Origin of the sequence: Kribbella shirazensis, from assembly GCF_011761605.1 — a bacterium.
Classification (GTDB): Bacteria; Actinomycetota; Actinomycetes; order Propionibacteriales; family Kribbellaceae; genus Kribbella; species Kribbella shirazensis.
The window spans coordinates 7,030,890-7,051,439 of record NZ_JAASRO010000001.1 but is presented as its reverse complement, the minus strand read 5'-3'; the positions used below and the strand labels follow the sequence as shown (position 1 = coordinate 7,051,439).

18 protein-coding genes are annotated in these 20,550 nt (G+C 68.2%); 13 read left to right on the top strand and 5 right to left on the bottom strand.

Features of this window, described 5'->3' with window-relative positions; translation table 11 throughout:
- Positions 1–67: 67 nt before the first annotated feature.
- Positions 68–1,081, top strand: coding sequence for an ABC transporter substrate-binding protein (locus tag BJY22_RS33690; RefSeq protein ID WP_337759717.1), 1,014 nt, complete (start codon positions 68–70; stop codon positions 1,079–1,081).
- 421 nt (positions 1,082–1,502) lie between these two features.
- On the opposite strand, the gene BJY22_RS33685 is transcribed toward BJY22_RS33690, so the two are convergent.
- The gene (locus BJY22_RS33685) at positions 1,503–2,105 is read right to left on the bottom strand and encodes a hypothetical protein (RefSeq protein WP_167215104.1); all 603 of its coding nucleotides are present in this window, start codon (positions 2,103–2,105) and stop codon (positions 1,503–1,505) included.
- A gap of 152 nt (positions 2,106–2,257) precedes the next feature.
- Here BJY22_RS33685 and BJY22_RS33680 point away from each other — a divergent pair, with 152 nt between their 5' ends.
- Positions 2,258–3,259: an endonuclease/exonuclease/phosphatase family protein gene (locus BJY22_RS33680; protein ID WP_167215101.1), complete on the top strand. Its 1,002-nt coding sequence runs from the start codon at positions 2,258–2,260 to the stop codon at positions 3,257–3,259.
- Here the strand turns inward: BJY22_RS33680 and BJY22_RS33675 are convergent.
- Positions 3,248–3,895, bottom strand: coding sequence for a response regulator (locus BJY22_RS33675; RefSeq protein ID WP_167215098.1), 648 nt, complete (start codon positions 3,893–3,895; stop codon positions 3,248–3,250). The two genes, BJY22_RS33680 and BJY22_RS33675, sit on opposite strands and share 12 nt — an antisense overlap.
- The gene (locus BJY22_RS33670; RefSeq protein WP_167215096.1) at positions 3,888–5,012 is read right to left on the bottom strand and encodes a histidine kinase; all 1,125 of its coding nucleotides are present in this window, start codon (positions 5,010–5,012) and stop codon (positions 3,888–3,890) included. The genes BJY22_RS33675 and BJY22_RS33670 overlap by 8 nt, the downstream gene beginning before the upstream one ends.
- A gap of 207 nt (positions 5,013–5,219) precedes the next feature.
- Here BJY22_RS33670 and BJY22_RS33665 point away from each other — a divergent pair, with 207 nt between their 5' ends.
- The 9 genes from BJY22_RS33665 to BJY22_RS33625 all read left to right on the top strand — a co-directional run bounded on the left by BJY22_RS33665 (position 5,220) and on the right by BJY22_RS33625 (position 16,247).
- Positions 5,220–6,899 carry a sodium:solute symporter family protein gene (locus BJY22_RS33665; RefSeq protein ID WP_167215093.1) on the top strand — a complete coding sequence of 560 codons (1,680 nt, stop codon included), beginning with the start codon at positions 5,220–5,222 and terminating at the stop codon, positions 6,897–6,899.
- 24 nt (positions 6,900–6,923) lie between these two features.
- Positions 6,924–7,172 carry a hypothetical protein gene (locus BJY22_RS33660; RefSeq protein ID WP_167215090.1) on the top strand — a complete coding sequence of 83 codons (249 nt, stop codon included), beginning with the start codon at positions 6,924–6,926 and terminating at the stop codon, positions 7,170–7,172.
- A 97-nt stretch (positions 7,173–7,269) separates the two neighbouring features.
- Positions 7,270–8,037 (top strand): phytanoyl-CoA dioxygenase family protein, encoded by a 768-nt coding sequence (locus BJY22_RS33655; RefSeq protein WP_167215087.1) that lies wholly within the window; start codon positions 7,270–7,272, stop codon positions 8,035–8,037.
- Positions 8,034–8,924 carry a helix-turn-helix domain-containing protein gene (locus BJY22_RS33650; protein WP_167215084.1) on the top strand — a complete coding sequence of 297 codons (891 nt, stop codon included), beginning with the start codon at positions 8,034–8,036 and terminating at the stop codon, positions 8,922–8,924. The genes BJY22_RS33655 and BJY22_RS33650 overlap by 4 nt, the downstream gene beginning before the upstream one ends.
- Positions 8,925–9,188: 264 nt before the next feature.
- Entirely contained in the window at positions 9,189–10,049 is an 861-nt protein-coding gene (locus BJY22_RS33645) for a trypsin-like serine protease (RefSeq protein WP_167215081.1), read from the top strand.
- 223 nt (positions 10,050–10,272) lie between these two features.
- Positions 10,273–12,753: a leucine--tRNA ligase gene (leuS, locus tag BJY22_RS33640; RefSeq protein ID WP_337759716.1), complete on the top strand. Its 2,481-nt coding sequence runs from the start codon at positions 10,273–10,275 to the stop codon at positions 12,751–12,753.
- 30 nt (positions 12,754–12,783) lie between these two features.
- A complete protein-coding gene (locus BJY22_RS33635; protein ID WP_167215078.1) occupies positions 12,784–13,203 on the top strand; it encodes a YjbQ family protein in 420 nt (139 codons plus the stop codon).
- Between the two features lie 100 nt (positions 13,204–13,303).
- Entirely contained in the window at positions 13,304–13,498 is a 195-nt protein-coding gene (locus BJY22_RS33630; protein ID WP_167215075.1) for a hypothetical protein, read from the top strand.
- A 160-nt stretch (positions 13,499–13,658) separates the two neighbouring features.
- Positions 13,659–16,247 carry a helix-turn-helix domain-containing protein gene (locus BJY22_RS33625; RefSeq protein WP_167215072.1) on the top strand — a complete coding sequence of 863 codons (2,589 nt, stop codon included), beginning with the start codon at positions 13,659–13,661 and terminating at the stop codon, positions 16,245–16,247.
- Between the two features lie 629 nt (positions 16,248–16,876).
- On the opposite strand, the gene BJY22_RS33620 is transcribed toward BJY22_RS33625, so the two are convergent.
- Positions 16,877–17,392, bottom strand: coding sequence for a pyridoxamine 5'-phosphate oxidase family protein (locus tag BJY22_RS33620; RefSeq protein ID WP_167215069.1), 516 nt, complete (start codon positions 17,390–17,392; stop codon positions 16,877–16,879).
- 219 nt (positions 17,393–17,611) lie between these two features.
- Between BJY22_RS33620 and BJY22_RS33615 the strand changes: the two genes are divergently transcribed.
- Both BJY22_RS33615 and BJY22_RS33610 read left to right on the top strand, forming a co-directional pair.
- Entirely contained in the window at positions 17,612–18,454 is an 843-nt protein-coding gene (locus BJY22_RS33615) for a DegV family protein (RefSeq protein WP_167215067.1), read from the top strand.
- A gap of 82 nt (positions 18,455–18,536) precedes the next feature.
- Positions 18,537–19,807 (top strand): IS3 family transposase gene (locus tag BJY22_RS33610; RefSeq protein WP_167206655.1). Its coding sequence is split into 2 segments (ribosomal slippage): positions 18,537–18,810 and positions 18,810–19,807, totalling 1,272 coding nucleotides; the frame shifts between segments, so codons are not numbered across the junction.
- Positions 19,808–19,978: 171 nt separating this feature from the next.
- On the opposite strand, the gene BJY22_RS33605 is transcribed toward BJY22_RS33610, so the two are convergent.
- Positions 19,979–20,494, bottom strand: coding sequence for a hypothetical protein (locus BJY22_RS33605; RefSeq protein WP_167203117.1), 516 nt, complete (start codon positions 20,492–20,494; stop codon positions 19,979–19,981).
- Positions 20,495–20,550: the final 56 nt, after the last annotated feature.

The window sequence follows — 20,550 nt, the reverse complement described above, 5'->3', positions numbered from 1 at the left end:
TCGCCGGAGCGCTGGGTGGTGGGCTGGTTAGGGGGACCTAACTATGGTTGTTGTAGGGTCAGCGTCTGTGAAGAAACTGATTGGGATCGTCGTGTTGGCTGGCGTGTTGGTGCTGGCCGGCTGTGGTGGCGGGGAGACCAAGAGCGCGGACGCCGGTGTCGGTGACAAGGAAGTGGCGACCGGCGGGCGGCTGTTCGGGACCGCCGACGCGGAGACCGCGAAACTCGGGTCGGACGCGGCGCCCGGAGCATTCCCGCGGACCGTGAAGCACGCGCTCGGCGAGGCCAAACTCGAGCAGAAGCCGTCGCGGGTCGTCGTACTGGACAGCGGCGAACTGGACGACGTCCTCGCGCTGGGGATCACCCCGGTCGGCATGGCGACGACCGCGGGTCAGAACGGCGTCCCGTCGTACCTCGCGGACAAGGCCCAGGGCATCAAGACCGTCGGCGGGATCAGCGAGCTGAACCTCGAGGCGATCGCGGCGCTGAAGCCGGACCTGATCCTGGGCAGCAAGCTGCGGGCGAACGACCTGTACGAGAAGCTCAGTGCGATCGCGCCGACGGTGTTCAGCATCCGGCCCGGGTTCCCGTGGAAGGAGAACTTCCTGCTGGTCGCTGAGTCGGTCGGCGAGGAGGACAAGGCGACCGGGCTGCTGAACGACTACCAGAAGCGCGCCAACGAGGTGAAGTCGAAGGTCGAGGGTACGCCGACGATCTCGCTGGTCCGCTTCCGTCCCGGGGAGATCCGGCTGTACGGCAACAAGTCGTTCATCGGCGTGATCCTGAAGGACGTCGGCCTGCCGCGGCCGAAGATCCAGAACGTCGAGGACCTCGCGGTCGAGGTCTCCCAGGAGAACATCGGCCAGGCCGCCGGCGACTGGGTCTTCTACTCCAGCTACGGCAAGCCCGACACCACCGACGAGAACAAGGTTGTCAACGGCAACCTCTGGAAGACCCTCCCCGCGGTCAAGTCCGGCAACGTCGCCCGCGTGAACGACGAGGTCTGGTTCCTCGGCCTCGGCCCGATCGGCGCCATGAAGGTCCTCGACGACCTCGAGAACCTCCTCGGCCCGAAGGGCTAGTGCCGGCAAGGAACGTTGGGGTTGTTTGCGGTGTCACGCTCATGGCGCCGGCTAACTGAGAGATTGACCTGCTCTTGTGATGGATGTGCGGGTCGCGGGGTCCAGTGAGGTGCAGTTGGACAGGACGTGTCGGGTGCTTGGGTAGTGCACTCGAGCGTGTTCGTGTCGGTGCGTACGGTGTCTCGGCAGTGCTCTACCTGTCGAGCTGCCACAACCTCTACCCGCGGCACACTGCCCACCACCCCACCCGGCTAGCCGTCGGCACTCCTGCAGGTTCGCCCCGCGTGTGCGTCACAACAGGCGGTTGACCTGTCAGTTGGCCGGTTCACCTCTCGTATGTCGGGTTCGGTTCGCCTCCGGGCGGATGAGACCCCGAACGTTTCTGGCGAGGCACCAAGCGGCACGCGTGGGGCTGAAGACCTCAGTCCGCGACGCGGCCCCGGTCCGTGACCGGGACGTGTGGTGCGCGGGACGCGACAGCGGTGGCGAGGGCGGCGTACGGGAGGGGGCGGCTGAGGAGGTCGTGGGTGCCGGGCCAGGGGCAGGACGGGCCCCAGGCCTTTGTACTGCGGGGCAGCGCCTCCTCGTCGACGAGCATGACGACCAGCCGCGGCTCCCAGGTCTCCTCGGCTTCCTGGTGTTCGAGCCGGCAGACGCCGCGGATCTCGCGCCACGGGATGGTGCGCGGTTGCTCGCCGCCCAGGTAGATCCCGGCGTCGTCGACGGTCAGCAGTACGTCGTCGGCGTCGTCCTCGCGGCGTTCTTCCAGGGCCGTGATCACACCGACCAGGAGCAGGACCGGCAGCCCGACCGCGAGGATCAGCGGCGTACCGCCCCAGGCCAGCCAGACCGCTTCGAGCGGTTCCCGGATCGACGCGCCGCGGATCGCCTGCACCACGACGATCGTCAGCGTCAGCAGCACCATCAGGCCGAACACCACGGTGCCGAGCGCGAGTGCGGTCTTCGTCGTACCGAGGCCGTGACGTTTGACGACGAACGGCTCGGTGCTGTGCGCGGTCGGCATACCGGCATTGTGGGTGGTGTCACCCGAAGGCACCAGCCCTGTCACGGATTCCTCATCATTCCGGTCCGGCGCGATCGTCCGTACGGATGAAATCGGCGACACTGCCCCGGCAGGGACTTTGGTCCGGCCCGGCTGTCCGCAACAATCGCTGCATGCCGGACCGCCAGACCGCAGTCGCCACCCGTACGCGCCCGCCGACGCGCACCGCCGCGCGCCGGCGGAAGAAGAGCGGGATGTGGCGCAGGGGATGGCTGATCGCGGTGCTGGCGATCCTGGCGGCGATGGTGATGATGTTCCACCGCAGCGTGCCGAACTCGATCGGCAACATCGGCAGCCTGCTCGACACGTTCCTGCCCTGGGTCGGCGTGGCTGTGCCGGTGCTGGGCGTCGCCGCTCTGGTACGGCGTTCCGCGACGGCCGGTGTCGCGCTGCTGCTGCCCGCGGTGATCTGGGGCCTGATGTTCGGCGGGCTGCTGCTGCCGGGCAAGGCCGCCGGGGGAGCGGAGAACCTGCGCGTGCTGAGCCACAACGTCGACGCGGCCAACCCGGACCCGAAGCGCACCGCGCAGGACCTGCTGGGCGCCGACGCGGACGTGGTGGCGCTGGAGGAGCTCACGGCGTCGGATCTCAAGACCTACAAGGCGGCGTTCGCCAAGACGTACCCGTACGAGGTGTCGCGCGACACTGTCGCCCTGTGGTCGAAGTACCCGGTCGTCGAGACGAAGTCCGTCGATGTCGGTTTCAAGTGGACCCGTGCACTGCGCGCCGAGGTCAAGACGCCGAACGGCACCGTCGCGGTGTACGTCGCGCACCTCGCGTCGGTCCGGGTCGGCACCAGCGGATTCACCTCCGACCAGCGCAACGACACGATCAAGGCGCTCGGCGGGCAGATCGCGGCGGACAAGTCCGACGGTGTGATCGTGATGGGCGACTTCAACGGCACCGTCAACGACCGCAGTCTCGCCCCGCTCACCGTCGGCCTCCGCTCGGCGCAGGGCGCCGCCGGCACCGGCTTCGGGTTCACCTGGCCGTCGGCGTTCCCGATGGCGCGCATCGACCACATCCTGGTCCGCGGCGTCACCCCGACCAAGGCCTGGGTGATGAGCCCGACCGGCAGCGACCACCGCCCGGTCGTCGCCGAACTACGCCTCTGACACGAGGCCTTTGCGGTAGGCGTAGCGGACGGCCTCGGCGCGGTGCCGGGCGCCGATCTTCGCGAAGGTGTTGTTGATGTGCGTCTTCACGGTCGCCTCGCTGATGAACAGCCGGGCGGCGATCTCCGGGTTGCTGAGGCCGCCGGCGATCAGCCGCAGTACCTCGGTCTCCCGCGCGGTCAACCCGTCGGTGTCCTTCGCGGCCGGTTCCGGCGCCAGACCGGCGACCAGCCGTTTGGTCACCTCCGGGTCGAACGTCGACTGTCCGGCCGCGGTGGACCGGAGCGCGGCGCCGATCTCGGCGCGGCCGGCGTCCTTGGTGAGGTAGCCGCGGGCGCCGGCGCGGAGCGCGTTCGCGATCGACGCGTCGTCGGCGTACGTCGTCAGCACCAGCACGGCGACGCCGGGGTGGTCGGCGGTGATCCGCGCGGTGGCCTGGATCCCGTCGAGGACCGGCATCCGCAGATCCATCAGCACCACGTCGACGTTGCCGCGAGCAACGAGCTCGACGGCCTCGACGCCGTTCGCGGCCGCGCCCGCGACCTCGACGCCTTCGATCAGCCCGAGCAGGGCGACCAGACCTTCACGGACGACTTGCTGGTCGTCGGCCACGACGACCCGGATCGCGTCACCCAACTTCTGCCACCACCAACCAGTCGTCGCCGTCCGCACCTGCCGTCAGCGTCCCACCCACCAGGGCCAGCCGCTCCCGCATCCCCTCCAGCCCGAACCCCTCACCGCTGGTGACGCCCTTGTTCCGCACGCACACCCGTACGCCGTCCTGATAGGCGAGCTGTAGCTCCACTGTCTGGCCAGGTGCATGCTTGGCAGCGTTCGTCAGCGCTTCGCGGACCGCACCGAGCAGTGCGACCGTGACACCGGAGTCCAGCGGCCTGCTGTCCTCACCGACGACACTTAACCGCACAGTCGTGCCGTGGTCCTTCTCATGCTGCTCAGCCAGTGCAGCCAGTGCGGCGGGGAGCTCAGGAACCTCATCTGCTCGCAGCGCAGCTACAGCACTCCGTGCCTCAGTCAGCCCTTGTACGGCGAGTCTGCGCGAACGGCGTACCCGCTCGAGCGCACCGGCCGTGTCGCCACGCTCCTCCAGCAGTGCCTCGGCCACCTCGAGCTGGACGCTCAGTGCGCCGAGTGAGTGCGCCAGAACGTCGTGGAGGTCGCGGGCGATCCGGCCGCGTTCCTCCAGCGCGGCCGCGCGGGTGTGCTCGCTCTGCGCCAGCCGGGTCTGCTCCAGCAGCAGTTCGGTCTGCCGTGCCTGCACCTCGTACTGCCTCCGGTTCAGCCCGAAGGCGATCAGTACGGCGGTCCAGAGCAGCTGTGTGAAGTACCAGCTGTCTGATCTGTCGAACAGCCAGGCGGAGACGGCGTACGACGCCGAGACACAGGTGCTCGCGGCAATGATCGGCAGGTTGCTGTTCCGCCGGAACTGCAGGACCGCGATGTCGGTCATCGACACCAGCACCAGGACCAGTGAGTTGGAGCCGTCCACCCCGCAGATCAGGGCGCCGGCGATCGCGACCGCGGCCAGCAGTCCGAAAGCGACGTACGGACGTGACGTCATGAGGACCGAGCCGACAACGAAGACGACGAACCCGGCGATCAGGGCGGCCCAGACCCAGGCCTGCGCCGGCTGGGCTGTGGCGAGGACCGCGACGGCGACACCGCTGGTGAGGATCCGGCCGACCCAGCCGCTCTCGCCGTACGGACGGGACGGCAGCACTGCCCTCAGCTTCACTGGTCGGTGCACTCCTCGGCCATCCGGCTCGCCTGGCTCGGAAAGATCATGTCACGGACGGTAGGGGTGTCCGGTCCTTCCTGACGACACACCAAGGGTGGAGATGCGGGTGGAGACCGTGTCCCGTCCGCCGTTGTGGTTGAAAGTAGGAGTAACGTTCCTCACCGGTAACAACACGATGCGTCAGCGAGACGATTCGGAGGGCCGATGCTTGCGCAACAATCCATCCTGAGACTGGATGCCACGGCGATCGACTACATCATCATCGCCTTGTACTTCGTCTTCGTGCTGGGCATCGGGTACCTGGCCAGACGCGCGGTGTCGAACAGCCTGGACTTCTTCCTCTCCGGCCGGTCGCTGCCCGCGTGGGTGACCGGTCTGGCGTTCATCTCGGCCAACCTCGGCGCGATCGAGATCATGGGCATGTCGGCGAACGGCGCGCAGTACGGCATCCCGACCGTGCACTACTTCTGGATCGGCGCGATCCCGGCGATGCTGTTCCTCGGCGTCGTGATGATGCCGTTCTACTACGGCTCGAAGGTTCGCAGCGTGCCGGAGTTCATGCTGCGCCGGTTCGGGAAGCCGGCGCACCTGGTGAACGCGATCAGCTTCGCCCTGGCCCAGGTGCTGATCGCGGGCGTGAACCTGTTCCTGCTGGCCACCATCGTGAACGTGCTGCTCGGCTGGCCGATCTGGGTGTCGGTGCTGGTCGCCGCGCTGATCGTGCTCAGCTACATCACGCTCGGCGGCCTGTCCGCGGCGATCTACAACGAGGTGCTGCAGTTCTTCGTGATCGTCGCCGCGCTGCTGCCGCTGACGCTGGTCGGCCTGCACAACGTCGGCGGCTGGGACGGCCTGGTCGACAAGGTGACCGCGTCGCCGGGTGGCGGCGAGCAGCTGTCGGCCTGGCCGGGCAACGCGCTGAGCGGGTTCAGTAACAGCTTCCTGTCGGTGATCGGCATCGTGTTCGGTCTCGGTTTCGTGCTCTCGTTCGGCTACTGGACGACGAACTTCGTCGAGGTGCAGCGCGCGATGGCGTCGAAGAACATGTCGGCGGCCCGCCGGACGCCGATCATCGGGTCGTTCCCGAAGATGTTCGTGCCGTTCATCGTGATCATCCCCGGCATCATCGCCGCGGTGGTCGTGCCGGAGCTGGCGCAGTACAAGGCGACCGGCAGCGGTGAGGTCGACTACAACGACGCGTTGCTGTTGCTGATGCGCGACCTGCTGCCGAACGGCATGCTCGGCCTGGCGATCACCGGTCTGCTCGCCTCGTTCATGGCCGGTATGGCGGCCAACCTGAGCTCGTTCAACACGGTCATGTCCTACGACATCATCGAGCGCTACGTCATCAAGGACCGGCCCGACGACTTCTACCTGCGGACCGGTCGCTGGGTGACCGTGGCGGGCACGCTGATCGCGATCGGCACGGCCGCGATCGCCTCCGGCTACAGCAACCTGATGGACTACCTGCAGCAGCTGTTCTCGTTCTTCAACGCACCGCTGTTCGCGACGTTCATCCTCGGTATGTTCTGGAAGCGGATGACCGCCACGGCCGGCTGGGTCGGGCTGGTCAGCGGTACGGGGACCGCGGTCCTGGTGTTCATCCTGTCCGAGAACGGCGTCATCAACCTGCCGGGTCAGGGCGCCAGTTTCGTCGGCGCGGGCGCGGCGTTCGTCGTCGACATCCTGATCAGTGTGCTCGTCAGCCTGGCGACCATCCCGAAGCGCGACACCGAGCTGATCGGGCTGGTGTACTCGTTGACACCGAAGGAACAGCGCACCGAGGTGGCGGTCGCCGGCGACGGCGGCTGGTACCGCAAGCCGGTCCTGCTGGCCGGCATCTCACTCGCCTTGACCGTCGTCCTCAACATCGTCTTCGGCTGACAGAGCTGACACAGGAGCACTGAGATGGCAGAGAAGAAGAAGGCCGGGGCCTTCGACATCCGGATCGTGATCGCGGCCCTGATCGGCATCTACGGCGTGGTGCTGACGATCCTCGGACTGGTGCAGAGCCAGCCGGAGGTGGACAAGGCCGCCGGGATCAACATCAACCTGTGGGGCGGCATCGGCATGCTGGTGTTCACCGCGCTGTTCGTGCTGTGGGCGCGGCTGCGGCCGATCGCCGTACCGGTCGAGGAAGAGTCGTCCGAGCAGTAGCCATGTCCGTTTGACGAACATCGGCGTCCGGCGCGGTCCTGCCGTCCGGGCGCCGGCGTTCGTAGGCTCGAAGTACCCGATCAGGAGGTACTCCGACATGACGATCACATCCGAGCGACCCGAGCTCTCGTCGCTCGCTCAGCAGTACGCCGACGAGGGCTTCGTACTGGTGAAAGGCCTGCTCAGCAAGGAGGAAGCGGCGTACTACCGGCAGCGCAGCCACGACCTGCTGGCGCAGCTGAACCGCAACGACGACCCCACCTGGAAGTCCGCGATGGGGCTGTCCGACGGGGCGACCCGGTTGCAGCACCTGCACGACGCGCAGTTCTACGACGCTGAGTTCGCGAAGCTGCTGGTGGACCCCAGGTTCACCGACGTGGCCGCCGCGGTGATGGGTGTGGACAACGTGCAGCTGCACCACACCAAGCTGTTCGTGAAGCCGCCGGAGAACGGTTCGCCGTTCCCGCTGCACCAGGACCACCCGTTCTTCCCGCACAAGTACCACCGGGTCGGTGCGGCGATCTTCCACTTCGACGACGCGCCGGAGGAGAAGGGCTGCGTGCGGGTGATCCCCGGCAGCCACAAGGACGGGCCGCGCGAGCACAGCCCAGAGGGGTCGTTCCACCTGCTCGAGCCGTCCTTCGACGCCGCGACGCCGCAGCCGGCCGAGGCGGGCGACGTACTGTTCTTCACCTACCTGACCGTGCACGGGTCCGGGGTGAACACCAGCAACGAGCCGCGCACCACCTGGCTGATCCAGTACCGCGACCCGGCGGACCCGCCGACGGTGAAGACGCACGACCACTCGCTCGGTCAGGGCATGATGCTGCGAGGAGTCGACCCGACCGGCAGGAGCGCTGTTTGAGCCTGGAGTCCGTTGCCGCAGCGGATCGTTTCGTCGACCTCGCGGGACTGCTGGAGTCCTGCGAGGTCGACGGGTTCCACGCGGACTTCCTCAGCTGGGGGCACTACCGGCCGGAGTACTGGCGCAACTACTGGCACAGCCACTCCTTCCACGAGGTCTGCCTCGCGTACTCCGGCGAGGGACGCTTCAACAACGGCTCCGTTCAGTACGACGTGGCGCCGGGGGCCGTGTTCCTCGCGCGTCCGGGAGATGTCCACGAGATCGAATCGTCGCGGGCCGAGCCGCTGGGGATCGCGTTCTGGGGTTTCACTTTTCGTCCTGGCTCCGACGAGCGCGGTTGGTGGTCCGGGCTGACACGCACTGACGGCCCTGTCATGTCCTCCAGGACAGGCGCGTTGCCGGCCCTGGTCACGGCTTTGGCGCAGGAGGCTGCCAGCCCGGTATCCGGCTATAGAACTGCTCTGGCAGCTCTCGGCTCTACGCTCGTGATGGAGACGGCGAGGGCCTTCGCACTGGACGAGGACCTGGCTGTTGAACCGGTGCGGCGAGACAGGGGACCGCTGGTAGTAGAAGCGATGCAACGGCACCTCCGCGACAACCTGTCCCGGCCGATCACGGTTCGGGACGTCGCGGCCGCCGTGCACCTGTCCGAGCGCCACGCCGAACGCCTGTTCACCCACCACACAGGTGCCTCCATCATGTCGACGCTGCGCCGCCTCCGCCTCGAGCTGGCCGGGCAGCTCCTGCTGGACCACACCCTGTCGATCACTGAGGTAGCCCGAGCCTGCGGCTACTCCGACGTACGCCCGTTCTCCACGGCCTTCAAACGCAAATACGGCCGCACCCCAGGCGACCACCGCCGAGCCGGCGGCACCGAGTTCATCTAGCACCGCCCGAGGCCGCCGGACCATCAGACGTCCGCCCTCCGTGCGCCGAAGACCAAGGCGGGCGTGACACGTCCCCGACCTGGTGAGTGGAGCACCTGGTCGGGGACGTGTCAGCGAGCCTGTTCCCCATGCGGCGAGAACTACACGTATCCCCGGTGTCCAGCGTCGGCAGTGACAAGGAGTAGTCAAACGACCTCTGGACAGCGCGCTGCGTCACTGCTCAAATGCCCTCAGGCACTCCTGCCGCACCCATGGAGGCGAAATATGAGGAGTCGACTGAGCCGCATCATCGGCATCTGCGCGCTGGCTCTCGGACTGTCCGTCGCGCCGTCGCTGTCCGCGAGCGCGATCACCGGCGGCGAGCCCGACGGCAATGGGCATCCCAACGTCGGTCTGATCCTGTTCTACCAACCGGACGGGCGTTTCCGGTGTACGGCGTCGCTGGTGTCGCCGACCGTGCTGGTCACCGCGGCCCACTGCACCCTCGGCACACTCGGCAAGACCCTGGTGACGTTCGACTCGGTCATCGCCGAGCAGCCGCCGTCGCCGTTCCCGGTCGCCGCCGACCCGGCGAAGGGCTACACCCAGGCCGAGCTCGAGAAGGCCGGCTACAAGTCCGGTACGGCGTACGCGCATCCGCAGTACTCCGACTTCACCGACCTGGCGAACTGGAACGACGTCGGCGTGATCGTGCTCGACCGGCCGATCACGAACATCGCCCCGGTCAAGATCGCCCCGGCGAACTACCTCAACGCGTACCAGCAGCCGAAGCTGAACAGCACGATCTTCAAGTCCGTCGGCTACGGCACCGAGGTCCGCAAGGCCGACTCCGGCCCGCAGAAGCCCACTCCGATGTCGTACCCGTTGCTGCGGCGCTGGGCGGAGGAGCCGGGGCAGAAGCTCACACCGCAGATCCTGCAGGTGAACGGCAACGAGCACGACACCCGCGGTACCGGCGGCACCTGCTTCGGTGACTCCGGCGGACCGACGTTCCACGGTGGCTACCAGGTGACCGTGACCAGTTACGGCTACACCGCGAACTGCCGCTACCTGGACGGTCTGCAGCGCATCGACATCAAGGTCGTGCAGGACTGGCTGAAGACGTTCGGCGTACCGATCGGCTGACCGCCTCCTGTCACGCTCGTGTCACCCGGTGCCGCGACCTCCTCAGAAGGTCGCGGCACCGGTGCTATCCTGGGCCTATGCGAGTGAGCCTGCTCCTTAGTTAGCCGTGCTGGCATCCAGGCGCAATCTGAGCGCCGGTCAGTGCGGCACCCCCTCCTGTGTGAGGGGATTTTTCATTTCTGGCAGATTTAGGCTCAACACAGACACGAGCAGGAGTAGGACCGTGAGCGAGCAGGTAGAGGACGCCTCGATCGACCGGGGCGGCTACGACTTCAACGCCATGCAGGCCAAGTGGCGTCCGGTGTGGGAGAAGCTGGACCCGTTCAAGGCGAAGGACGACGGCTCGGCGGAGCGTCGCTACGCGCTCACGATGTTCTCCTACCCGTCCGGCGACCTGCACATGGGCCACGCCGAGGTGTTCGCGCTGCACGACGTACTGGCCCGCTACTGGTTCCAGCAGGGCTACGACGTGCTGAACCCGATCGGCTGGGACTCGTTCGGTCTGCCCGCCGAGAACGCGGCGATCAAGCGCAACGAGCACCCGGCGACGTTCACCTACGCCAACATCGAGACCCAGGCCGAGTCGATCCGCCGGTACGCGATCAGCTTCGACTGGTCCCGCCGGCTGCACACCTCCGACCCGGAGTACTACCGCTGGACGCAGTGGCTGTTCCTGCGGCTGTACGAGCGCGGTCTGGCGTACCGGAAGGCGTCGTACGTCAACTGGTGCCCGAACGACCAGACAGTGCTGGCCAACGAGCAGGTCGTCCAGGGCAAGTGCGAGCGCTGCGGCTGGGATGTCACCAAGCGGGAGCTGACCCAGTGGTACTTCAAGACCACTGACTACGCCCAGCGGCTGCTGGACGACATGGAGCTGCTGCAGTGGCCGGAAGAGATCCTGCTGATGCAGCGCAACTGGATCGGCCGCTCCGAGGGTGCGTTCGCGGACTTCCAGGTCGAGGGCCGTTCCGAGCCGATCCGTGTCTTCACCACACGTCCGGACACGCTGTTCGGTGCGACCTTCATGGTCGTGGCGCCGGACGCGAAGCTGGCCGCCGAGCTGGTGACGCCGGAGCAGCAGGCCGCCTTCGACGAGTACCTGACCAAGGTCAAGGCCACCACCGAGATCGAGCGGCAGAGCACCGAGCGGGAGAAGACCGGTGTCTTCCTGGGCTCGTACGCGATCAACCCGGTGACCGGGAAGCGGATCCCGATCTGGGCCGCCGACTACGTGCTGGCCGACTACGGCACCGGCGCGATCATGGCGGTCCCGGCGCAGGACTCCCGCGACTACGAGTTCGCGGAGAAGTTCGACCTGCCGATCGTCCGGACCGTGCAGCCGCCGGCCGACTTCGACGGCAAGGCGTACACCGGCGAGGGCCCGGCGATCAACAGCGCCAACGACGAGATCAGCCTGGACGGCCTGGAGGTCGCCGAGGCCAAGGCGCGGATCATCGACTGGCTGGACAGCAAGGGTCTGGGCGAGCGGACGATCAACTACCGCCTGCGCGACTGGCTGCTGAGCCGCCAGCGGTACTGGGGCTGCCCGATCCCGATCATCCACTGCGAGTCCTGTGGTGAGGTGCCGGTCCCGGACGACCAGCTGCCGATGGAGCTGCCGGACCTGCGCGGCGCCGACCTGGCGCCGAAGGGTGTCTCGCCGCTGGCGGCCGCCCGCGAGTGGGTCGAGGTCGACTGCCCGAAGTGCGGCGGCAAGGCCGAGCGGGACACCGACACGATGGACACCTTCGTCGACTCGTCCTGGTACTTCCTGCGCTACCTGTCGCCGGAGTACACCGACGGCCCGTTCGACCAGGCCACGGCGGACCGGTGGATGTCGGTCTACCAGTACGTCGGCGGCAAGGAGCACGCCGTACTGCATCTGCTGTACGCGCGGTTCTTCGTCAAGGCGCTGCACGACATGGGCCTGCTGAAGGCCGTGGAGCCGTTCACCCGGCTGCTGAACCAGGGCCAGGTCATCAACCAGGGCAAGGCGATGAGCAAATCCCTGGGCAACGGCGTGAACCTGGGCGACCAGATCGACGAGTACGGCGTGGACGCCGTCCGGCTGACCATGGTGTTCGCGGGTCCGCCGGCGGACGACATCGACTGGGCCGACATGTCGCCGGGAGGTTCGCTGAAGTTCCTGCAGCGGGCCTGGCGGCTGGCCGGAGCGGTCGAGGCGCCGCTGGGCTCGGATCCTTCGACCGGTGATGTCGAGCTGCGCAAGATCACCCACCGCACGGTCGCCGACGCGGCCGAGCTGATCGAGTCGCACCGGTTCAACGTCATGGTCGCCCGGATCATGGAGCTGGTGAACGCGACCCGCAAGGCGATCGACGCCGGTCCCGGTGCGGCCGACCCGGCGGTGCGTGAGGCCGCCGAGACGGTGGCGATCCTGCTGAGCCTGGTCGCGCCGTACACGGCCGAGGAGATGTGGGAGGAGCTGGGCCACGAGCCGACCGTCGCCAAGACCGGCTGGCCGAAGGTCGACCCGGCGCTGCTGGTCGAGGACACGGTCACCTGCGTGGTCCAGGTCGCCGGCAAGGTGAAGGACCGGCTGGAGGTCGCGCCGGACATCTCCGATGCCGACCTGGAGCAGCTGGCACTGGCGTCCGAGGCGATCCAAAAGGCACTGGACGGTCGCGGTACCCGCAAAGTGATCGTGCGGGCGCCGAAACTGGTCAACATCGTTCCCGCCTGACAGCGACGCCGCATGCCCTAGGCTGCTCAGATGCGCTCTGAGCTGATCGACGTCGAGACCGGCGGGACCGAGGTCGTCTTCGACCTGACCAGCAGATGTGAGCAGTTCGTCGCCGCGCAGGCCCATCAGGCCCACGGCGACGGGCTGCTGCATGTCTTCGTCCCGCACGCGACGGCCGGTATCGCGATCCTCGAGACCGGGGCCGGCAGCGACACCGATCTGCTCGCGGTGCTCGAGGAACTGCTACCGCGCGACTTCGGCTGGCGGCACCGGCACGGTACGCCGGGCCACGGCCGCGACCACGTGCTGCCCGCGATCATCCCGCCGTCCGTGACGCTCCCGGTGCTCGACGGGCGGCTGATGCTCGGCACCTGGCAATCGGTCTGCCTGGTCGACACCAATGTGGACAATCCGCACCGCCAGGTCCGGCTTTCCTGGCTGGCCGGTTAACGGACCACCGGGTAACAACCTTTCGCGGGATTTTGGTGACTTATCGTGATGTTGCCGGACGCGTTACGTTTGCGAAACACGACTCCGCTTGAATTGCCGCATGGCTGCCCTCGACACGCTGCGCGACGTCACCGCTGAGCTCCTGGTTCGCGCCACCCGGGGTATTTCCGACGGCAGCCTGCTGAATGCCGACTCCGGCCGCGCCGACACCAGCGCCCGGATCGAGGACTGGGCCGGCGTGCTTTCCCTGTACGCCGCCGAAAATGAATCCCACTCGGTTCGCGCAACTGCTTGAAACGTGCATTTCTGATCGCACAGCCATTTCACAACAGTTGCCATCTTCAACGATTTGTGTGATCCAGGCCGCATTCCGCGCGCCGGGCCGTCCCCGCACGAACACGCCCGTCACGCTATGTTGTGACAGAAACGTGGGGCCTTTAGAGGGGTGACGGGCTGTGTCGGACGCGGAAGGCCGGGCTGACGGTCGGCGAGGTTTCGCCGAGCTGTTGCTCGACTTGAGGGTCCAGGCCGGCCTTTCCCAGGAGGAACTGGCCGATCGCGCCGGGCTGAGCGTGCGCTCGATCCGCGAGATGGAGGCCGGGCGGGTCGCGCGGCCGCGGAAGGACTCGGTCCGGCTGCTCGCGTCCGCGCTCGGGCTGCACAAGGACGACACCGATCACTTCCTCGCCGCCGCGGGCCACGGCTCGGCGCGCCCCGTCGTACGGCCGGCGGTGGAGGCCGCACCCGTGGTCTCGGTCGCGGACGCCGCTCCGACCGGCCTGCGCTGGCGCGGCACGCGTCCGATCCCGGACGGGCTCGTCGGTCGTGAGCAGGAGCTGCACGAGCTCGAGGGGCTGCTCCGGCAGAACCGGCTCGTCACACTCGTCGGTCCCGGTGGCGTCGGCAAGACCGAGCTCGCGCTCGCCGCGGCGGACCGGTTCTCCAGCGCGGACACGACCGTGGTGGTCGTCGACCTGACGACCGTCCAGCGCGACGCCGCCGTACCGTCGGCGATCCTCGACGCCTTCGGCACGGCCCCGGGTACGTCGGACCTCGACGACGTCCTGTCCGGACGCCGGCCCGGCGACCTGGTGATCGTCGAGGACAACGCCGAGCACGTGCTCGACGGTGTCGCCACGGTCGCGAACCGGATGGTCCGCAGCTTCCCGGGCATCGGCGTTCTGGTCACCTCCCGGATCCCGCTCGGCCTGCCGGACGAGGTGGTACGCCGCGTGCAGGTGCTCGGCGTACCGGCGAACGACGAGGACTACGACGACATCGTCGCGTCACCGGCCGTCGAGATGTTCTGCCGGCGCGTAGCGCGGGTGCGGCCGGACTTCACGCTGACCCCGCAGAACGCGGCGATGGTGGCGCGCCTGTGCCGGCGGCTGGACGGTCTGCCCCTGGCGCTGGAGCTGGCGGCCGCGCGGGCCGGGTCGTTGTCGGTGGAGACGATCCTGGCCGCACTCGACGACCGGTTCCGGTTGCTGTCCGGGCCGCGGCGGTTCGGCGCGCCGCATCAGCGAACGCTGGCGGACACGATCGCGTGGAGCGTGGACGCGCTGTCGGATCCGGCGCGGCAGCTGTTGTACCGGGCGTCCGTACTGGGCTCGCCGTTCACGCTCGAAGCGGTGGCGGGCGTCTGCACGGGGGCTCCGATCGACGAGATCGACGTACCGATGCTGCTGGCCGAGCTGGTGGACAAGTCGCTGCTGCAGCCGGTGCACGAGTTCGAGCAGTTGTACGGCGCGCGGTACAAGATGCTGGAGACGATCCGGGAGCACGCGTACGCCGGGCTGACGTCGCAGGGGGACCTGACCGAGTTCCGCGACCGGGCGGTCGAGTGGTGTGCGACGTACGTCTCCGGGCTGGAAGGTGCGTGGTCGTCGCCGGATCGCGACCGGCGGTACCGGGCGGCACATGCGAACTCGGCGCTCTTCGAGGTGGCGCTGGGCCGGGCTGACGAGCTGGGGGAGTGGGACATCGCGGCGCGGATCGTGCTCGGGTTCCGGATCGCCTGGCAGTACCAGGCGAGTGTGGCCGAGAGCGGGATCCGGTGGGCGACGCTGTGCGCCGGGAACGTGGCCGACAAGGAGACGAGCGGCCGGCTGCTCGCGATCGCGGGGCGGCTGTCCAGCCTCACCGGTGACATCCACGGCGCGCGCCGGCACTACGAGGAAGCACGCACGCTGATCCCGGGCGAGACGGAGATGGGCCTGGTCGCTCGAGGCGGCTGGGTGTCGTCCGGTTCGCACCTGCTCGATACACAGAGCCTGGCCGAGATACCGGCGCTGGTGGAGGACGCGCGCAAGCATGGCGACCTGCAGCGGTCTGCGACCGTGCAGGCGACCTGTGGTCTCGCGCTACTGCGCTGGGGTCGTTTGGTGGAGGCGAAGGAGCTCCTGCTCGCGTGGGAGGCCGCGCTGGTGAATCCGGGCGTCTACCCGGACGAGATCGCGTACATGGCGCTCAGCCGGGTGGATCTGGAGCTGGGAAACCTGTCCGGTGCCCGCCAGTGGGCTCTGCTCGCCCGCGACAGCCAGGCGTCGGACGACCCCGAGCGGACCAAGGTGGCCGGCTGCCTCGCGATGGTCGAGTACCACGACGGCCGGTACGACGAGGCGCGGGCGCTGCTCGACCAGGCAGACGCCGACATCCGCGGGCATCGCGGGTACTTCGACTACCTGGTGATGCTCTACCGGTCCCGGCTGGCCCGTGCGGCCGGTGAGGTCGAGCAGGCGCGGGGGGCGATCCTCGACGCGCTGAACCGGTTGCTGCTCGAAGGGCGGGTCGTGTACCTGCTCGAAGTACTGCCGGAAGCTGTCGCGGTCCTGCACGCGCTGGGGCGCTCGGAGGCAGGGGACGCGGTGTGCGGCGAGTTGCTCGCCTGGCAGCAGACCATGGACCCGCCGATGCTGCCGACCGCCTGGGCTGTTCTGCAGGAGTCCTGCGAGAGCGCGACCGTGGCGGAGGGCTGGCCCGAGCCGGACCCGGCGGCTGCGGTACAGCGGCTGGCGCACGACGTACTCGCCGCGCTTTCCTGACGCGGATCTGCCGAAGCTGCCGGGTAACTGCCGGTTGTTCTGCCTCGTCCTGACATGGCTGCCGGACAAAGAATGACAGCCGTAGGGCAGGTTCCACGAAGCAGAGACCGACACCGGACACGGCAGCGAAAGGCGGTGGACCATGAAGAGGCCATGGCACATCGCTGAACTGCCGCACCCGGCGAAGGCGACGCGGAGGGCCTCCGGTGGCTGGTTGGTGGGGGCGCCGACCGGCGGCCGAGAGCTCCGGAGTGCTGCGAAGTGCGGATCTGTCCTGCCTGTACCGGGCGCGGTGCACCGTCAGGGCACTGCTTCCGGGGCGGGGTCCCAGCACAGGGTCAGGCACACGACACAGGGGACGAGTGCCACGACCTGGTTGGCGCGGGTAAACCGGCGGGCTTGGTCACCCGCCGGCGGGCCGGCCGCTGGGACCTCCCGGGACCTCGGCGAGCTCGCGGTCAGGCCGGTTCTCAGAGAACCGGAAACGGGGAGTAGCTCGTCGAGGCCCCATCAACTTCCGCTGACAACCAGGGGGAGTCAGCAGGACGGGCCGGGCTGTTGACGCACAGGGGACGTCAGTAGCCCGGCGCAGTTCCCGAGCGAGGTGAAGGCTCCAGGAGGGGTGGTCTTCACCTCGCTGGCGTTTCCAGCAGCTTGCGTTCGTCGCCGTACCCCATCATCCAGGTCGGCTCGAGCCGGCAGTAGACGATGTCCGGGCCCCAGTTCGAGGGGGAGTCGCCGTAGTGGCCGACCAGGTACTCCTCGATCTCCGCGAAGTCCGGATGCGCGGGCGTGAGGAACTCGACGGTCCCGTGCGTGAACACGCCGATCCGCTCGCCGTCGACGTACGAAACACTCGCCGCCGGTCTCGCCCGGAGGTGCCGTGCCTTCGCGGCGGAACCGGCGGTGGTGAACACCCATCTCGCATGCAGGAGATGACCGTCGACCGCACTGATCCGCGGCTCGCCCGAGGCCGTGACGGTGGCCACGGACAGCACGCGCATACCGGTCAGCACCCGCACCAGCGCCTCGGCGCTGAGCTGGTTCTGCCCGGTAATGATGCTGCGCAGGTGCTCGGTGGAACGCGGATACACCGCGTCCATCAGTGCCTGTAACTCGGCGACTTCCGCTGGGGTCTCCTTCATCTTTAGAGTCTGGCACTGCGCGGGGACATGGAGGGCGTGTCTCCCGGTCCCACGCCTACTGCGCGGCACTCAGCACGGCACCTCGCCGCACGTGAGCGAAGGCCGCGATGCTTCGCATCGAGTCCTTCGCTCCCGCACGCCGATGCACCGCGCCGAGCACCTGCTCGCGACGGCGTGGGACCGGGAGACACGCCCTAAACTGTCCGGTAACCTCGCTGCATGGCAGCCCGCGTGCAGGTCGTCACCGACTCCACGGCAGGTCTGTCCACGCACGAGGTGCTCCGCCACCCGCTGACCGTCGTACCGCTGCAGGTCGTGATCGGCGGGACGTCGTACGACGACGGCGCTACCTCGGCGGACGCGGTCGCCGAGGCGCTGAAGACGTTCACGCCTGTCTCGACCAGCCGGCCCGCGCCGCAGACGTTCGCCGACACGTACGCCGCCTGCGCCGCGGGCGGAGCCGAGGCGGTGGTGTCGATCCACCTGTCCGGGGACATGTCGGGCACGTTCGAGGCCGCGATGATCGGCGCCAAGGAGTCGCCGATCCCCGTGCACGTGGTCGACTCGCGGTCGCTGGGGATGGGGCTGGGCTTCCCGGTCCTCGCCGCCGCTGCCGCAGCCGCCGCCGGGGAGGACGCGGCCACCGTCGAGGCAGCCGCCCGGGCACGGATGAAGTCGATCGCGACGTACTTCTATGTCGACACTCTCGAGTACCTCCGCCGCGGCGGGCGCATCGGCGCCGCCCAGGCCCTGCTCGGCACCGCACTCGCGGTCAAACCCCTCTTGACGATCAACGCCGGCCGCATCGTCCCGCTGGAGAAGGTCCGCACGTCCAGCCGAGCCATCGCCCGCCTGGCCGACATCGCCGTCCAACGAGCCGGCGACGCCCCCGTGCAACTGGCCGTCCACCACCTCGCCAACCTGGAGAAGGCCCAAACCCTCGCCGACAACCTCGGCACCCGCCTCCCCAAAGCCGACGAGATAGTCCTCCGAGAAGTAGGCGCGGTCATCGGAGCCCACGTCGGCCCCGGCCTCCTCGCGGTAGTCGTAAGCCCCCTCTGACCGAAGCCCAGATCATGACCGCTCAGGCGGCTGAACCACCCCGGGTTTGATGCACACCTCCTTCGTTGGGAAGGTGGCATCCATGCCGAGGAAGTACGACGAGCAGACCAGGGCCAAGGCGGTCCGGTTGGTGACCGAGCACCGGGGTGATTACGCCAGTGAGTGGGAGGCGATCACCACGGTCGCGGGCCGGCTAGGAATGACACCGGAAACGCTGCGCCGGTGGGTTCGCCAGGCAGCGGTCGACGCCGGTGAGGTTGATGGGGTGTCGACGGCGCAGGCGCGGGAGATCCGGGAGCTGAAGCGGAAGAACGCCGAGCTGGAGCAGACGATCGAGATCCTGAAGGCGGCGACGAGTTTCTTCGTGCGGGAGAGCGACCCGCGACAGCGGTGATCTGCCGGTTCATCGCCGAGCACAGGGCTCGGTTCGGGGTCGCTCCGATCTGCGCTGCGTTGAGTGCGCACGGCTGCCAGATCGCTCCGAGAACCTACTACGCCTGGGCCCGGCGGGCGCCGTCGAAACGTGCTCTGTGGGAGCTGACGGTGACCGAGGTGCTGGCCGGGTATTACGAGCCTGACGAGCACGATCGGAGGGTGCCGGAGTCGCTGTACGGGTCGTTGAAGATGTGGGCCCACCTGAACCGCGAGGGCGTCGAGGTGGCGCGCTGCACGGTCGAGCGGCTCATGAAGGCGAACGGCTGGCAGGGTGCGACCCGCGCGAAGAAGCCACGCACGACGGTCCCGGATCCGGCCGCGGACCGGGCACCAGACCTGGTCAACCGCCAGTTCCGGGTGCCGGCACCGAACCGGCTGCTGGTCGCGGACTTCACCTACGTGCGGCTGGCCGGCGGCGCGTTCGCCTACACCGCGTTCGTGATCGACGCCTTCGCTGGCTTCATCGCCGGCTGGGAGTGCTCGATGTCCAAGCACACCACGTTCGTCGAACGCGCCATCAGACAGGCTGCCGAACTGCGCCTCAGAGAAGGGAAACCTCTGCAAAACAAGACGATTCACCACTCGGACGCAGGATCCCAATATACCTCGCTGCACTTCACCGAGACCCTGCAACTGCACGGTCTCAGCCCCTCGATCGGGACCGTGGGCGACGCCTACGACAACGCCCTGGCCGAGACCACGATCGGTCTCTACAAGACCGAATGCATCCGCGACGACTCCCCCTTTCGCCGCGGACCACTGACCGGCCTCAGCAACCTCGAGGCCATCACCGCCGACTGGGTCCACTGGTACAACACCAGCCGGCTCATGCACCGCCTCGACCGACGCCCACCCGCCGAAGCCGAGGCCAACTACTATGCACAAACCCGAGACGACCGACCGGTCGCACTCACATAACCGAGGGTGCATCAAACCCGGGGTGGTTCAGGCAGATCACGGCTGCCGCGTTGTCTGACGGCTGACTGTGATTGTGTGACGGCCGGCGAGTGGTTTGTGCGACAACTGGCGGGTTGTGTGAGGCTGTCGGGTTGCAGCAGGTCAGCGGCGAAACAAGCCGCCATCCGACGGCTACCCGACGGGTTCTCCACAGGCTTCAGATCGTGGGTTCGGGAGCGGCTCGGACTCGTACCTTCTCTGGGCGTGAAGGTCTTCCGTCGAACCCCACCCCCCGACCCGGACGCCCGAGCCCGAGCCCTCGCTCGCCTCACCGCCCGGCCCGCCCCGCACGCCCACCCGACCGACAAGTACCTTCACACCCCGCACGCCGGACCAACCGCCGACAGAAGCCACCTGGACGAAGTCCGGCCTGATCGCGCCGTACCCGCGGGTGACGGCGGTACTCGCACCGTACGCGCGGGCGAGGGCGGCACTCGCGCCGTACCCGCGGGCGCCGGCGGTACTCGCTCCGTACCCGCGGGCCGCGCGCGGGCTGATCGTCCCGTACCCGCGAGCGATGTGCGGACTGATCGCGCCGTACCCGGTGGCGGCGTGCGGCCCCGAGTTGAAGACCTGGAGGAGCGTGATGAGATGCGAGGCGGATGGATCCCCGAACAACCCAGGCCCGAACAACCCAGGCCCGAACAACCAAGCACGAAACAACCAGGCCCCGAACAACCCACCCCCACGCGACTACGCGACGC